At 39.6% G+C, this 15,859-nt stretch carries 11 protein-coding genes; 7 read left to right on the top strand and 4 right to left on the bottom strand.

Annotated elements, in window-relative coordinates; translation table 11 throughout:
- The first annotated feature begins 14 nt into the window (after window positions 1-14).
- Entirely contained in the window at window positions 15-749 is a 735-nt protein-coding gene (locus tag AACZ73_RS11110; RefSeq protein ID WP_339877825.1) for an SDR family NAD(P)-dependent oxidoreductase, read from the top strand.
- A gap of 102 nt (window positions 750-851) precedes the next feature.
- Here AACZ73_RS11110 and AACZ73_RS11105 read toward each other — a convergent pair whose 3' ends face one another.
- Window positions 852-1,343, bottom strand: a complete 492-nt coding sequence (locus AACZ73_RS11105) for a histidine phosphatase family protein (RefSeq protein WP_339877823.1) — start codon at window positions 1,341-1,343, stop codon at window positions 852-854.
- An 88-nt stretch (window positions 1,344-1,431) separates the two neighbouring features.
- On the opposite strand from AACZ73_RS11105, the gene AACZ73_RS11100 reads away from it, so the two are divergent.
- Window positions 1,432-1,623 (top strand): cold shock domain-containing protein, encoded by a 192-nt coding sequence (locus AACZ73_RS11100; RefSeq protein ID WP_057935595.1) that lies wholly within the window; start codon window positions 1,432-1,434, stop codon window positions 1,621-1,623.
- A gap of 39 nt (window positions 1,624-1,662) precedes the next feature.
- On the opposite strand, the gene AACZ73_RS11095 is transcribed toward AACZ73_RS11100, so the two are convergent.
- Window positions 1,663-4,212, bottom strand: coding sequence for a mechanosensitive ion channel domain-containing protein (locus tag AACZ73_RS11095; RefSeq protein WP_339877820.1), 2,550 nt, complete (start codon window positions 4,210-4,212; stop codon window positions 1,663-1,665).
- Window positions 4,213-4,560: 348 nt separating this feature from the next.
- Here AACZ73_RS11095 and AACZ73_RS11090 point away from each other — a divergent pair, with 348 nt between their 5' ends.
- Together AACZ73_RS11090 and AACZ73_RS11085 are read left to right on the top strand one after the other, a co-directional pair.
- The gene (locus tag AACZ73_RS11090; protein WP_339877818.1) at window positions 4,561-6,069 is read left to right on the top strand and encodes a trypsin-like peptidase domain-containing protein; all 1,509 of its coding nucleotides are present in this window, start codon (window positions 4,561-4,563) and stop codon (window positions 6,067-6,069) included.
- Window positions 6,070-6,193: 124 nt separating this feature from the next.
- A complete protein-coding gene (locus AACZ73_RS11085) occupies window positions 6,194-7,486 on the top strand; it encodes a serine hydrolase domain-containing protein (RefSeq protein ID WP_339877817.1) in 1,293 nt (430 codons plus the stop codon).
- A gap of 203 nt (window positions 7,487-7,689) precedes the next feature.
- Here AACZ73_RS11085 and AACZ73_RS11080 read toward each other — a convergent pair whose 3' ends face one another.
- Together AACZ73_RS11080 and AACZ73_RS11075 are read right to left on the bottom strand one after the other, a co-directional pair.
- Complete coding sequence (locus AACZ73_RS11080) at window positions 7,690-9,219, bottom strand: SulP family inorganic anion transporter (RefSeq protein WP_339877815.1); 1,530 nt, start codon at window positions 9,217-9,219, stop codon at window positions 7,690-7,692.
- A 215-nt stretch (window positions 9,220-9,434) separates the two neighbouring features.
- The gene (locus tag AACZ73_RS11075; RefSeq protein ID WP_339877814.1) at window positions 9,435-10,499 is read right to left on the bottom strand and encodes a PA0069 family radical SAM protein; all 1,065 of its coding nucleotides are present in this window, start codon (window positions 10,497-10,499) and stop codon (window positions 9,435-9,437) included.
- Between the two features lie 385 nt (window positions 10,500-10,884).
- On the opposite strand from AACZ73_RS11075, the gene AACZ73_RS11070 reads away from it, so the two are divergent.
- From AACZ73_RS11070 to AACZ73_RS11060, 3 genes are all read left to right on the top strand, one after another.
- The gene (locus AACZ73_RS11070) at window positions 10,885-11,550 is read left to right on the top strand and encodes a DUF1080 domain-containing protein (RefSeq protein ID WP_339877813.1); all 666 of its coding nucleotides are present in this window, start codon (window positions 10,885-10,887) and stop codon (window positions 11,548-11,550) included.
- 28 nt (window positions 11,551-11,578) lie between these two features.
- Window positions 11,579-12,928, top strand: coding sequence for a Gfo/Idh/MocA family oxidoreductase (locus tag AACZ73_RS11065; protein ID WP_339877811.1), 1,350 nt, complete (start codon window positions 11,579-11,581; stop codon window positions 12,926-12,928).
- Window positions 12,929-13,450: 522 nt separating this feature from the next.
- Window positions 13,451-15,850, top strand: coding sequence for an FtsX-like permease family protein (locus tag AACZ73_RS11060; protein ID WP_339877809.1), 2,400 nt, complete (start codon window positions 13,451-13,453; stop codon window positions 15,848-15,850).
- Window positions 15,851-15,859: the final 9 nt, after the last annotated feature.

Raw genomic sequence — 15,859 nt, 5'->3', positions numbered from 1 at the left:
AAATTAGCTCGGCTATGCAAAATTCACTCCTAATACTCACAGGTCACAGTAAAGGCTTAGGGAAAGCCATCTTAGATGCTTATTTGCAAAACGAGCGATTTAATATCCTAGCTATTTCCAGAACTACACTTGGAATCAATCATCCAAATCTACTTGAAGTCAGTATTGATTTTGTGGATTTGGATGCATTGGAAACAAAGCTTGACGGATTATTTCCCAAAGGGAATTATGAGGAAATTCTTCTTATCAACAATGCCGGATGGATAGGTGAGATCAAACCCGTAGGAAATCTGAAAGCTAAAAACATGAGGACTCAGATCAATATTAATTTATTGGCTCCTATGTTTCTTACTAACGCATTTGTAACTGCCTATAAGGACTCCCCAGCTAAAAAAATCATTTGTAACATCAGTTCAGGAGCTGCATCCAAACCTGTTGAAGGTTGGAGTGGATATTGTACCACGAAGGCTGCAATGGAGATGTTTACAAAGGTGGCGGCAAAGGAAAATGCAGACAATAAGTTTAGATTTTTCAGTTTAGCTCCGGGAATTGTAGACACTCAAATGCAGGAGGAGATCAGGCAGGCTGATAAATTTGATTTCCCCCAGATTGAGCGTTTTAAAGGTTATAAAACAAATGGTGATCTTTCTTCACCGGATTTCGTTGCTGCAAAAATCAGTTATTTATTAGAAAATGAGGGCAAATTTCACGACGTGGTGCAGGATGTTAGAAATTTTGATTTGCCTTGATGGCTTAATTACTCTCAAGATTACAAGGTTTGTTTAGCAGAACAAGCTTCTAATAAAGGACAGTCAATTTCTCTAAGAAACTGGCGCATTATTCCCACTTAGTCAACTTCTTTTCTTAGGGTAATCTAAAAACCACAACTTGGAATTTTCAGGACGAACCTTGATCCAGTGCTCTGTATCGACGAATAATCCATATTGTCCTGAAGTTGGAAGATTATCGAAACTTCCTCCAAAGAAATCAATAAAGTCATTCATTCCAGGGTTGTGACCTACGATAAAGATCAATTCATTAGCGTCATCTTGCTTCTGTATATTTTTTAAAATAATTGCTGCAGACGCATGATATAAGTTCTTATCATAAGTAATCTTAGTTTTTGGTAGATGAAGGACTTCAGCGAGAATTTCTGCAGTTTGAGTAGCACGCGTGGCAGTAGAGCTTAATATAAGATCAGGCACAATTCCTTTTTCTTTCAATCTAATTCCCATTTCGGGGACATCATTAAGACCACGCTCAGCCAAAGGTCTGTCGTGATCTGTCAAATTGGGGTTATTCCAAGCTGACTTTCCGTGCCTAACCAAAATTATTTTTTTCATTTGCTGAAAACAAGAATGATTATTTTGTTTTTTTTAATTGAATATTTACTTTTAACGCTCTTTCAATTCCAATTTATCACAAATTATTATGTTTACCGGAACAGTAAAATTTTACAATGAAGCCAAAGGATTTGGGTTTATCGTTGACGATGAGTCTCAAAGCGAAGTATTCGTACACGCAACCGGTTTGGTGGATCAGGTCGCACAGAATGACAAAGTAACTTATGACATCAAAGATGGCAAAAAAGGACCTAATGCTGTCAATGTCAAAAGAGCTTAATAAAGATCTTTTTTGTTAGCGAAATTAATCCTTTGAAGACTATTCTTCAGAGGATTTTTTATTTTCTTCCAATTCTGAGCCCACCTTATTTGGGCTGATGTCTTCTCCAGGCTTGGAGATTTTTTCCTGCCAATTAGATGGTACAGATTTTAAATAGAGATCTCTTTTTGGGAACGGGATCTCAATTTTATTTTCAGCAAATTTCTCAAAGATATTGCTCATTACTTCAGCCCGCACATCTATCCAAATGTCCATACTTTCCACCCAAAATAATACCCGAAAGTCTACAGAACTATCATTGAAAGTTTGCATGTAAACGCGAGGTGATGGTGCTTTAAGAATTCTTTCAGCGGAAACCACTTCCTCCAAAATTGATTTTACCAACTTCATGTCCGAGCTATAACCCACACCGATTATTAATTCTACACGCCTCTTTTTATCAGAAAGTGTCCAGTTGATCAACCTCTGGGACAGCAGATCGCCATTAGGCATTACTATTTCTGAACCATCGTATCCCTGAATTTTACTGGCGCGAATTCCAACTTCTTTTACAGTGCCACTTGTCTCACCAACTTGTATTTCGTCGCCGATTTGAATAGGCCTTTCAAATGCCAGAATTATTCCTGAAACGAGGTTATTGATTATCGTTTGCAAACCAAAACCAATACCTACGGAAAGTGCTCCAAGCACTATGGCGATTCTGTCAAAAGGGATTTTTGCAGCAGTCATACCTATGAAAAAGCCGACTATCAATACCGCAAGCCGGATGAGAAGAACTGAGCTTCCCAGACGTTGTTTGCGCGAAGTTGCAGTTCGTTGATCTTTGACAGAAGCAAAATAGGCAATGTTGTTTGCCAAAAAAGTACTGATGTAAAGAATTACCAGAAACAGAAGAATACTGCCGAATTGGAATGTGGTATCTCCCAGTATACGATCTTTTTTTAGAAACTCCACGAACGAATCGTAGAAATAGTTGAAATATCCGAGATGCCAGAATAAACCATATGTCCAAATACCGCAGGCGAAGATTATTAGTAATCCCTGCATTCTTTTCTGTAAGTCCTGGAAGTCAAAATAAGAAGTGAAACTGTCTTTCTCATTTTTACTATATTCTATGAGCAAATAGACTAATTCCAAGAAAACATAGATAAAGAGAAAAAGCCCAACGCCTCTAAAAAAGAGAATAGCTCCTGTGACGGAGTAGGTCTTTGCAATGTTAAAACGGCCGAAAATATTAGCTATCGCAGCAAAGCCCTGAAAAGCTATAAGGAAAATTGCTAATGGCTTCAGTAACTCACCCCCCTTGTAAAGATTTTTCTTTAAGCTTCTTAAGATAAATACCCCCATCAAAATAAATAACAGAGAGGAAACTAAAATATACCAGCGCTCTTGAAATGCGACTTTCCAGTGCAAGCCACTCAGTGCCAAGAGTAAATAAGGAACAAGATATACCCACCATAATTGACTGAAATACTTGCCAAACTGATCTTTGACTATAAAAGTAGAGGCGAATACTAAAAGGAATGAAAGTGTAGAAATGAATACTAATGGTGGCTTATTAAAAATGATTAAAAAAATAGGCAGGAGGATTATGAGTGTGGAAGCGAACGTATGATTTTTGAAATATCTAACCCGATCTAGGATTAGTTTTGCAAATTCTTTCTCATTGGAAACCGCTTTTATGATTGATTTAATTTTCCAATATCCTAGCACCAAAATAATCAGACATGTAATCAGAGACATATAAGTCTTTTCAAGGTAAGCCATCATCAGCTGAAGATTTACCCTACTTGATTCCTTAATTACCTCTCTTAGATTTGTTTCCTTTTCATAGTTTGTAGATTCCCACAAGTAGTTGATCTCCTTTTTCCAGAAACTCTGTTCCATCGCCGTCCTATTAGCTTTGAGAAATTGCTCTAGTTCAAGAAACAAAATTGTGTTTTCGCTGATTTTCGCCTGGAATTTTGCGGTCAGGATTTCCTGGGCCAGATAAATGCTATCGATGGTTTTGATGGAATTTTTTAGAAGTACTAATTCCTTATTTATCGAAGGAATTAGTGAAGTGTCTCTAAGCGTCAGATTAAATAATGAATCAGATTTGATTTCATTCAGACTGTTTCCTGCCAGGGTTAGTTTGTTGACCCGTTCTTCTATTTTCTTATCCAACTTTTCATTGACATCACCCACTAGTGCAATAAGATTTTCTATTCCCTGTAAGTATCGAAGGTTAAGCTTATCTTTATCTAGATCCATTTGAGACTTAATCCTCTCAGCCACTAACTTTATTTTGGGAAGTTTTTCTGACATTTCCGCTGTATCAAGATTGTCAGTTAACTGTAGTTTTATTTGACTCAGAGCTATTGCATTTCTTTGAGCACGGTTGATTACTTGACTTAGCAAGGATGCACTAGGAGTGTTTTTTTTATTAATAGTAAAGCTATTAGAGTCCGAATAGACAAATAGGCTATCCACCGCACTGATACCGGTTTTGACGTCAGAGTTATTTTCCGATGCTGAATTGTTTTCCTGCCCAAAAAGGGAAGTGACTAAAAAAATACTTAAAACAACTAGCAAAAGTGTTCGATTCATTGCAAAGAGATTGAGCAGTTAATATAATTAAAAATGGCTTTACAGATTTATTGAAAAATCAATTAAGATGCTTGTAGCAGAAACCTAAAGAATATTGATTTTCTAAATTTCTAATGAACAACACTGATGGTATGGGCGTTAGTTAAGTATGACAAAGTCTCAGCTAACTTAGCTGAGTATCATTCTCCAAACGCAAAATGTCACGTTTGGAAAGGTAAAATATATAAAGACTACTAAAATCGGTTAATTCATGTTAATTTGGGTGTGGAGGCGGTTTTTAAGGTGCAGTATTTGGACCTATTCATTCATCACTCAGGTTAATTAAAATAAAACTAAAACTTAGGAAATATGAGCAAAAGACAATTCTTTCTGGGAATGCTTCTTGCCTCTTTGATCGGAGGCATAGTGGCTTTAGCTGGCCTTAGCTTTCTCATTAAACCACAGAATGCCACAAGTTTTGACGAAAAGCAGCAGGCGAGTTTTGTGAACTTACTATCTGGTGAAGATTTCACTGTTCCTGATGGTATTAATTTCGTAGCATCTGCAGAGGCAGTTGTACCAGCCGTGGTACACGTGAAAAGTCAAATGACCTACGCAGGAAGTGGCAGAAGTCGTAGGGATCCGATCCAGGAATATTTTGGGATACCTCCCAGAGACGATCAGGGTGGCGGAAGTGGCCATGGTAGAACACTGATGAGTTCAGGCTCAGGCGTGATTATTTCATCCGACGGATATATTGTGACCAATAACCACGTAGTAGAAAATGCCAGCCGACTTGAAATTTCTCTTGACAATAACAAACGTTATGTAGCTAAAGTAGTGGGCACCGATCCAACTACTGATTTGGCTTTGTTGAAAATTGATGCAGAAGGATTACCATTTGTGCGATTTGGTGATTCTGACAAAACAAAAATAGGAGAGTGGGTTCTTGCTGTGGGTAATCCATTTGATTTGAATTCTACAGTTACTGCCGGGATTATTTCTGCGAAAGCTAGAAATATCAGGATTTTGGAAAACGTGGAAAACGGACTTTCCGTGGAAGCATTTCTTCAGACAGATGCAGTAGTAAATCCAGGTAATTCCGGAGGTGCATTGGTGAATCTTGCAGGTGAATTGATAGGTATTAATACAGCGATAGCAAGTAGCACAGGTACATTCAGCGGATATTCATTTGCGGTACCTAGTACGCTGGTAAAAAAGGTTATGGATGATTTAATGCAGTACGGCACAGCTCAGAGAGCTTTACTAGGTGTAAATATCCAGAATGTTAGTCCGGAGCTTGCTGATTATTTAGAGAAGGAATTCCCAGTGGAACAAGGTGTATACGTTGGCGGAGTAAATGAAAATAGCGCTGGGGAAGATGCTGGATTGAAGCCTGGCGATATTATTATCAGTGTTGATGGAAGAGTCACCAATAATGTGGCGAACCTGCAGGAGATGGTGGCTAGAAAGCGGCCAGGAGATAAAATTGAAGTGGAATACATAAGGGATGGCGAAACCTATAAGGCAAAGGCTACTTTGAAAAATTTCTCTGGTACCACAGATATTGTTGAAAAGGTTATCCCGAAAAGTTATGACTTTGAAGGTGTGACCTTTGAAGAAGTTCCTGCTCAGCTAAAAGGTGCTTTAGATATTTCCGGAGGAGCGTTAATATCAAATGTTGCTGGTGAGAAATGGGTTAGAGCCGGAGCAAAATCAGGCTTTATCATTACTTCCATCATCGCAGAAAGTGGTAGGATTAAAATTTCAGGTGTGGACAATCTGCTTGATGTTTTGAAAGATAAGGAAGGTGAGGATATCGTGGTGCTGGGAATGTTCCAGGATGGTACAGAATATTATTTTGAAGTGAATCAATAGATTGGAATAAAAGAGAAATGCAGGCTGATGGTTCCATCAGCCTGTTTTTTTTATCTCTTTGGTAAGTAGAATAGATTTTAGGGAGAGAATTCCTAATTTACTTTTCAATCAAAACCCACGACCTATGAAAAAGAGCCTAGGCTACTTTAGCAGCTTCAGTTTTTTACTGTTTTTGAGTTTAAATATTTTTGCTCAAAGTCCATCAGTTACACTTTCACCCCAAGGTAATCAGTCTTTAAAAGGGATCTCTTCCGATCGATTGAGCAAAATTGATCAGATGCTTGACAAAACGATCAGTGAAAACCAAGTTCCTGGTCTGGTTGCTTTGATAGTGAAAGATGGAAAGATAGTCTACCACGAAGCCAAAGGTTTTGCAGATGTGCCTTCTGAGACGAAAATGGCAAAAGATCAGATTTTCAGGATTGCATCCCAATCCAAAGCAATTACTTCTACAGCAGTAATGATGCTGTGGGAGGAGGGAAAGTTTCAGTTGAATGATCCTATTTCAAAATACATTCCAGAGTTTGCCAATCCTAAAGTGTTAACTGCCTATCGTTATAATGATACTACATATTCTTTCCGCCCTGCATCTAGAGAGATTACTGTCAGAGATTTGCTAACCCATACTTCGGGTATAGGATATGGCGTGATCGATGGGGATGAGCGTATGAAGATGATTTACAATAAAGCTGGCATAGTAGATTTGTTCACCACTGAGCCAGTCAAAATCAGCGATAATATTAAAAAGCTAGCAGAGCTACCTCTTCATCATGATCCAGGAACAAAATTCACCTATAGTGAAGGATTGGATGTACTAGGCTATTTTATCGAGGTAGTGTCTGGAATGCCCTTTGATCAGTTTTTAAAGACCAGGATTTTTGATCCAATTGGAATGAAAAATACTGGTTTTTACTTAAATGAGTCGCAGGGCAAAAAACTAGTGACTATACATAGAAAAGTGAATGATAAATGGGAATCATTTCCGGTGACTTTTTATGATCCTGATTATCCTAAAACCGGAGCAAAGACTTTCTTTTCGGGAGGAGCAGGACTTTCTTCGACAGCAGAGGATTATGCAAAATTTCTTCAGATGTATCTAAATGGTGGGGCATATAATGGTAAAAGATTTTTGAGTCCAGTGACCATTCAGGCAATTATGAGCAATCAGGTTGGTGATTTGTTAGGAGATGGAGGAAAAGACTACGGATTGGCATTTGGACTTGTGGATGAAAAAGGTGTTGCTCAGGGAGGAATTGGTAGCCTTGGGACGTTTGATTGGGGCGGATATTTTAATACTCAATATTTCGCGGATCCTGTGACTAACACTATTGGTATTTTAATGAAGCAAACTCAGGGAGGAACTGGTGATGAGTCTGCTTGGAAATTCCGACAAATGGTGTTTTCTGCGATTGAGTGATGCCAGGTTTTGTATTAATCCAAACAAGTTGCCAAATTCTTGATCCGTTCTTGAAATAGGATTTGTAGAACAAATAAACCTTCGGAAATCAAGTCAATCGACTTCCTTTCCGAAGGTTACTTTAATACGCAAAGAACTGAGAAGAGCTTTTTTGGCTCTTAGCATTTGTGAGAGTTGCAGTTTTAACTGATTTACAAAAATCCTTAAACCTTATCCACAGCCAATTTATAGGTAGGATCTTCTATGACATTGACGTCAATGAGTTCATCAGCATTTGCAAGCAATCTTCTGCAATCTGGGCTTAGATGTTTCAAATGTACTTTTTTACCGACCTTGTGATAACGCTCAGTTAGCTTGTTCAAAGCTTCGATTGCTGACATATCTACTACCCGGCTTTCCCGGAAGTCAATGATCACTTCTTCCGGGTCATTTAATATATCAAACTTCTCATTAAACGCTGAAATAGATCCAAAGAATAGCGGCCCAAACATCTCGTAATGTTTTACCCCATTTGCATCCATGTTCTTTCTAGCACGGATTCTTTTGGCATTATCCCAGGCGAAAAACAAAGCAGCGAGGATAACCCCTACCAACACAGCTAAGGCCAAATTATGCAGGAAAGCAGTTATAAGAGTAACCAATACCATTAGAAACACATCTGATTTGGGCATCTTAGTGAATGTGCGAAGACTTGCCCATTCGAAAGTACCAATCGAAACCATAATCATTAATCCGGTCAGAGCTGCCATCGGTACTTGCTCGATCAGGCTGGACCCGAACATTATAAAAACCAAAAGCATTACTGCTGCTACGATCCCGGAAAGTCTTGCTCGGGCACCGGATGAAATATTGATCAAACTCTGGCCGATCATCGCACAGCCGCCCATTCCTGAGAATACACCCGAAAGCATATTGGCAATTCCCTGAGCAATGGCTTCCTTGTTTCCACGTCCACGGGTTTCAGTGATCTCGTCAATTATATTTAGGGTGAGCAGACTTTCGATCAATCCTACGCCAGCTACGATTGCTGAGTAAGGAAAAATGATTTGCAAAGTTTCCCAACTTAAAGGAACAGAAGGAAGGTGAAAGGGGGGAAATCCACCTTGGATGCTCGCCATATCTCCTACGGTCTTAGTGTTAAGATTCAGCAAGCTCACCACTCCAAAAACTACCAGAATCGCTGTAAGTGAAGATGGGACTACTTTAGTAAGTTTTGGTAATCCCCAAATAATAAGCATTGTTAAGAGAACCAAGCCTACCAAAATGTACATGGAGCTACCAGTAAGCCAATTTCCGTCCGGGTCTTTAAATTGATCCAGCTGGGACATGAATATGATGATTGCAAGCCCATTTACAAATCCAAAAATAACTGGATGTGGCACCAAGCGCATTAGTTTTCCAAGTTTCAAAGCTCCTGCTGAAATCTGCAAAACACCGGATAAAACCACTGCAGCAAACACATATTCCACTCCATGAGAAGCAGCGAGAGTAACGATTACTACGGCCACCGCACCTGTTGCTCCGGAAATCATCCCTGGTCGACCACCAAGAATTGATGTAACCAACCCCATCATAAATGCGGCGTATAGGCCAGTCAATGGGGAAAGTCCAGCGATAAAGGCAAAAGCTACTGCCTCTGGAATCAGGGCCATGGCCACTGTAAGGCCGGAAAGAACTTCGGTTTTGTAATCTACTTTTTGGGTGAAATCGAATAAGTTGAAGTATTGTTTCAAGGCGTGAATAGGTTTGGCGACTGATGCCGCTACTGTTAAAAGCAAGCTGCAAAGATAGATAAAAAGAGCAATTCAAAATTTTATTTGGCGAAATAGGAGGGCAGTGATGTTAGAAACTCCTCTGATTTTGAATTAATCGAGACATCTGTAAGGAGAAATCATGTGATTATTGAGAAGCTTTACAGCTTTGGATATCAACCAATTCTATCTAAAAATCAAAACAGGTTTAAATTCCCTCCACGTCTGAATTTATTCAAATCATACTCAGGCATGGACTTTCCATCAAAATATTTTCTTTTGGCCGTTTTAAACAATTGATTGATAATCTCAGCGACTTTTCCTTCGCCTTTCATGCGTCTTCCAAATTCTGAATCATTCAAATTGCCGCCATGGGCAGATCGGATTTGGTTCAATACTTTAGGAGCACGATCAGGAAAATTCTTACTCACCCAATCTTCGAAAATAGGACCAACACTTCCATTTAAGCGGACGATGGTCATACCTGCGGAAAGTGCACCATGATCTGCAGCTGACTTAAGTATTGATGGAACTTCATGGTCAGTCAATCCAGGAATAATTGGAGCACACATCACTCCAACAGGTACGCCTACTTTAGAAAGTTCTTCTATAGTTTTAAGACGCTTAGTAGCGCTTGCGGTTCTTGGTTCCATGGCTCGTCTTACCTTCTCGTCTAGAGATGTGATGGAAATATAAACTTTCACCAAGTTGTCCTTTGCCAAATCTTCTAGCAAATTAATATCTCTTAGAATAAGACTATTTTTGGTAATCATTCCCACCGGATGCCTATACTTGGCAAAGACTTTAAGAATACTTCTGGTCAATTCCATTTTACGTTCCAATGGCTGATAGCAATCTGTATTGCCGGAAAGGCTTATGGGATTTGGCTGCCACTTGGGGTCCAATAGTAATTTTTCCAGCAACTGGGCAGCGTTGGTTTTAGCGATCAGTTTGCTTTCGAAGTCCAGTCCTGCATCAAACCCATAATATTCATTGGTATTTCGGGCATAGCAATAGCTGCATCCATGTTCACAGCCTTGATAGGGATTCAGGGAGTACATCATCCCCACATCAGGACTGGCAACCTTGTTTACTATTGTTTTGGAGTGTTCATAAAAAATTTTAGTTTCAGGGGATTCCACTAACGGCTCGTCCAATCCTTCAACGTGCTCGGTGACATAGCTGTATTTAAGGAATTTATTGGTTGGCTTGACCTGTGCACCGCGACCTTTGAAATACTTCTCTTCTTCTTTTTTCTCCATTTGACTTCAATATACCAGCAGTTCTAGATACGAAAAAAGAATAAAAATGATCGAGACAAAGGTTGTCCTAGTAGGTATTTCCATGTCGGGTTTTAATCATTTCTGAGCCCCTTCAGAGTTTATGATTCTTATATAGATTCTCAATTATCAAGATTTGGCTTATCTTATGAACAATATTTTTATAATAATTTAAGCCGATCAATAGTGGTAATATGTACGGCTATCTAAGAGGAAGTTCAATCTATCTTTTCCAAAAAAATCAATAAATCACCAGACAAGTAATTAAAATTTTTAATTAAGTTTTTTGCTTCAAAATTGTCATGAAACCTTAAATTGCAATCTAGTATTGAAGAATGAATGCAATAAACGTTTAAAATGTCTCATCATGTCCAAATCTAATTCTGTTCTCATTCTTACACTTTTTGTATTTGCGCTAGGGTTAGCTTCATGTAATTCCCAAAAAATTAATGCGGGAAAAGACTTTGTGTCCCTTTTTAATGGTGAAAATCTAGATGGATGGGTAGGAAATAAAACTTCCTATCGGGCAGAAAATGGAATGATTGTCATCGATCCGCAAGGAACTGGTGGAGGAAATTTATTTACCGAAAAGGAATATGGTGACTTCACACTTCGTTTTGAATTTCAACTGACTCCAGGTGCGAATAATGGATTGGGAATTCATGCACCCTTGGAAGGTGATGCGGCATACGTGGGCAAGGAACTGCAGATCTTGGATAACACCGCTGAGAAATTTGCGGAACTGCAGGAGTACCAATACCACGGTTCAGTTTATGGAGTGATTCCTGCCAAGCGTGGATTTTTGAAGCCGGTGGGAGAATGGAATTCCCAAGAGGTAATAGTAAATCATCCACACATTAAAATAATTCTCAACGGTGAGACTATCTTGGATGGGGACTATTTGGAAGCAAGTAAAAACGGTACAGTGGATCACAAAGATCATCCGGGGTTGCAGCGCAGTTCCGGACATATTGGATTTTTAGGCCATGGAGATGTAGTCAGATTTAAAAATATCAGTATCAAAGAATTATAACATAACCCAGTAATAAATTCACTGAAACATGAGTAAAAATATAGAAAGTATTGACCGTAGGGAGTTTGTCAAAAAGAGTGGCTTAGGTCTACTCACTGCTGCACTTGCCCCTTCATTTTTAGCTAATCTGAAAGCAGGCGAGCGTTTAAGAACCGCTCACATAGGCCTAGGTGGTATGGGAATGGCAGATTTGGATGCGATTTCATCTCATGCCTTGGTGGACGTGACAGCTTTATGTGATGTGGATAGTGCTAATCTGGCAAAAGCCAAAGCCCTTCATCCAAATGCTAAAGTTTATGCAGACTATAGAGTATTGCTGAAAGAAATGGGAGATCAAATCGATGCGGTAGTAGTTTCCACTCCTGATCATACGCATGCACCAGCATCTATGATGGCTATGGAAATGAATAAACCGGTTTACTGTCAGAAGCCATTGACTCATCACGTAAGCGAGGCAAGAGCGATGAATGAGCTGGCTACCAAGAAGAATCTGGTAACTCAAATGGGAATTCAGGTTCACTCTTTCTATGATTACAAACTGGCGACTTTACTGATCCAATCTGGAATTATCGGCAAGGTTCATACCGTCCGTGCCTGGTCTCCAAAAGACTGGGGTTACGATGGGCCAGAGCCTGAAGGGTCTGATCCAGTTCCGGCAACTCTTGATTGGAATCTTTGGCAGGGCACAGCTCCTGAGCGACCGTACAAAGAAGGTTTCTATCACCCAGGCAATTGGAGAAAAATAATGGATTATGGTTGTGGTACCTTGGGAGATATGGGTGTACATATTTTTGATACCCCTTACAATGCTCTAAAACTTGACGTACCACGCACGATTATCAATGAGTGCCGGGAGCCTACAGGATTTGGTTTTCCTGCAAATAATATAGTGACTTACGAATTCCCGGGTACAGAGCATACTGCGGATACTTTAAAATGGGTTTGGTACGATGGAATAGGAGCTCCTGAAGCGCATGAGGATTTAGTTTTGCCAAACGGAGATGAACTGCCAGATCAAGGTGCGATGTTTATGGGAGAAAAGGGAAGATTGTTGCTGCCTCATTTTCAGCAGTTACCTCGCAAAATCGTAGATGGAAAATATGTGGAGATGGATATAGAATCATTTAATCTGGGCAAGCCAGTGAAAGATTACGATGGAGAAAGCAAGAAACACTATCATCAGTTTGTAGACGCATGTCTTGGAAAAGACCAGACTTCTGCACCTTTTTCCTATGCTTCTAGATTGACAGAAACCATTTTGCTAGGTGTGATTGCAGGAAGATTCCCTAATGAAACCCTTCACTGGGATAGCAAAAAAGCAAAGTTTGCGGAGAAGAAGGCTAATAAATTCCTGACAGGGAAGTATCGAAAGTTTTAAGAGCTAGCATAAACTACCAAGCCTCTAGATTATAGATTCAAGAGCTAATTATTGAGATATAATTATCAAAATCCTTTGTTATAGCAAGGTTTTAAGAGATTTTAGTCTAGCGGGTTAGCGGACTTGGAGATTGAGTTTAAGTATTTCATTTACTTTCCGTATCGCCTGTGACGCTTGCTTTCACATTTGATTCGAAAATTGATTATTGAATTGATACTTGAGCATTGAGAATTGAAATTTGATCATTCCTTTTGTTCGCCGGCGAACAAAAATGTTCGAGAAAGTAAACCTTACAAAAGTATAAAAATGCCTCTGGAGATTATTCAGAGGCATTTTTTTATGGCATAAAAGTGGAAAAGAATGGCAGAGCAGTATTCAGTCACCAATAACAGCATTCAGTAAATCAAACCACACGGACTCTTGTAAATACAATTAAACTTAAAGTGCAGTATTGGATTAGCCTAATTTTCCAATGTTTAAATCCGCTACGGCGGACAAGTAAATCTAATCTCCCAAATTCTTATGTGGAAAAATTATCTGAAAATATCTTTTCGTAACCTGGGCAAGCGCAAGTTGTATACTGGTATCAACTTGATAGGGCTTACGATAGCTATTGTAAGTTTTTTGGCGATTTGCCTATATATCCAGCACGAGTGGAGCTACGACAAAATGTACGCTGACTACGAAAGGATCTATAAATTCAATCAGGAATTCATATCTCAAGGCGAGAGTCAACTTGTTTCTTCAACACCGTCCAGTCTGATTCCTACACTGATCGAGGAAGTACCGGAGGTGGAGACTGGAACCTTGGTTTTTGATATTAGCATTTTCTCCACAGTTTTGATAGATGCGGGTCAGGGTAATCAGGAAGAACAAGCCTTCGCATACGCGGATGAGAATTATTTCAAGGTCTTTGATTTTGAGTTGTTATCTGGTAATCCTGAGCAAGTTTTGGCGGAGCCAAACCAAATTGTACTTACCAAAAGCACTGCTGAGCGCCTTTTCGGTAATTCAGGATCTGCTACAGGCAAGGTCTTAAAGGTAGAAGGAACTGATTACAATGTTTCTGGAGTGATGGAAGATTTTCCAAGCAATAGTCACATGGAATTTGACTTTTTGGCTTCTTTCAAATCCCACAGGCATGGCAAGAACCCAGAATGGTCCCCAAGCAACTACTATACATATGTGAAGCTTATACCGGGAACAGACGTGGAGGCTTTTACAGCTAAAGTTGAGCAAATCAAGGAAAAATACCTTGGTAAAGATCTAGCTGAGTTTGGTTATAAAACATCCTTTCACTTGCAGCCTGTAAGTAATATTCATCTGGGAGATCAGTCTCTCAGCAGCATCAAGCCGGGAACGGATATTCGCTACTTATATATTTTCGGGATAGTGGCTTTGCTCCTTATCGCAATTGGTATTATCAATTATGTGAATCTGGCGACAGCAGAAGCTACCGAGCGTAATAAAGAAGTGGGGCTTCGCAAAGCAATGGGTGCAGGTAGAGGTCAGCTATTTGGTCAATTTGTTTCAGAATCCATGTTGCTCACGTTTGCTGCAACAGTACTAAGTATTCTGTGTCTGTATTTGATTTTGCCCAAATTCTCGCAGATTGGAGGAGTGCCACTAGATACCACTTCTTTGATGAGTCCTATGGGGATAGGATTTGTGATAGGGTTGGTTGTAATAGTAGGCGTAATGGCAGGAATGTATCCATCTCTAATTTTGTCAGGTATGGAACCGATCAAAGCCTTAGCAAATAAAACAAAGATTGGTGGGGGAGCTTGGGTAAGAAAGTCCTTGGTGGTTTTTCAATTCTTTGTTTCCATAGGACTCTTGACAGCTACTTTTATTGTGAAAACCCAACTTGATTACATGCAGAATGTTAGTCTGGGATACGATCGTGAGCAAGTAGTAGCACTTACTTATCACTACAGTATGCGCAATGTAGCTGAGACAATGAAGTCTGAAATGCTGAGAAGTGGTGCGGCAAGTTCCATTGCTTTGGCAGGCGATATGCCTGTGCATATCAAAGCAGGGTATAAAATCTTTCCGGGAGGAGATAATCAGCGTGAGTTTATGATCACCGGATATTCTACGGATGAAGATATTGTGAAAACACTTAACCTAGCAATCCTCGCTGGCACTGATCTTAACGAAAATGATTTGACCAGAGCAGATGCTAATGATAGCGAAGCTTTGGTTCCAATCATTTTAAACGAATCAGCTATCAAAGAAATGGGATGGACACCTGAGGAAGCAATCGGAAAGACAGTGAATTTCGGTTTTTCTGACGCTACAATTAAAGCGGTAGTTGGAGACTTTTATTTCAATTCCATGCATGAGAAAATCGGTCCGCTTGGAATATTTAAAGATCAGGGAAATGCGAATGTCATGCTGGTGAAAATTCCTTCGGGAAACCCTTCTGCTACCCTTGCTTCTTTGGAAGAAATATGGAAAAAGTTTGTGCCGGAGCGACCGTTTAATTACCGATTTGTGGATCAGGAATATGCGCAGCTTTACCGTTCTGAAGAGCGGGTTGGAGTGGTGTTCACATTATTTTCTGGAATAGCTGTATTGATCGCCTGCATGGGTTTATTTGGATTAGTTTCTTATGTGGCACTTAGAAGAACGCGGGAAATCAGCATCCGGAAAGTGTTGGGAGCTACACAAAAAGACGTTGTTTCTGTTCTAGCCTCTGATTTCTTCAAATTACTGGCAGTGGCTTCTGTCCTAGCAATAGGATTTGGACTTTGGTTTTCTGATACTTGGCTTCAATCCTTTGCAAATCGGGTTTCATTCTCCCCGTGGCCATATATTTCTGCAATTTTGCTTGTGTTATTATTAGCAGGATTGACAATAGGATATAGAAGTTGGAAGGTATTTAGAATAAATCCTGCCAAGACTTTAAAGAGTGAATAGAGTTTAAAA

This window comes from uncultured Algoriphagus sp. (genome assembly GCF_963974835.1).
Classification (GTDB): domain Bacteria; phylum Bacteroidota; class Bacteroidia; order Cytophagales; family Cyclobacteriaceae; genus Algoriphagus.
This window is presented reverse-complemented; position numbering and strand designations above follow the sequence as displayed.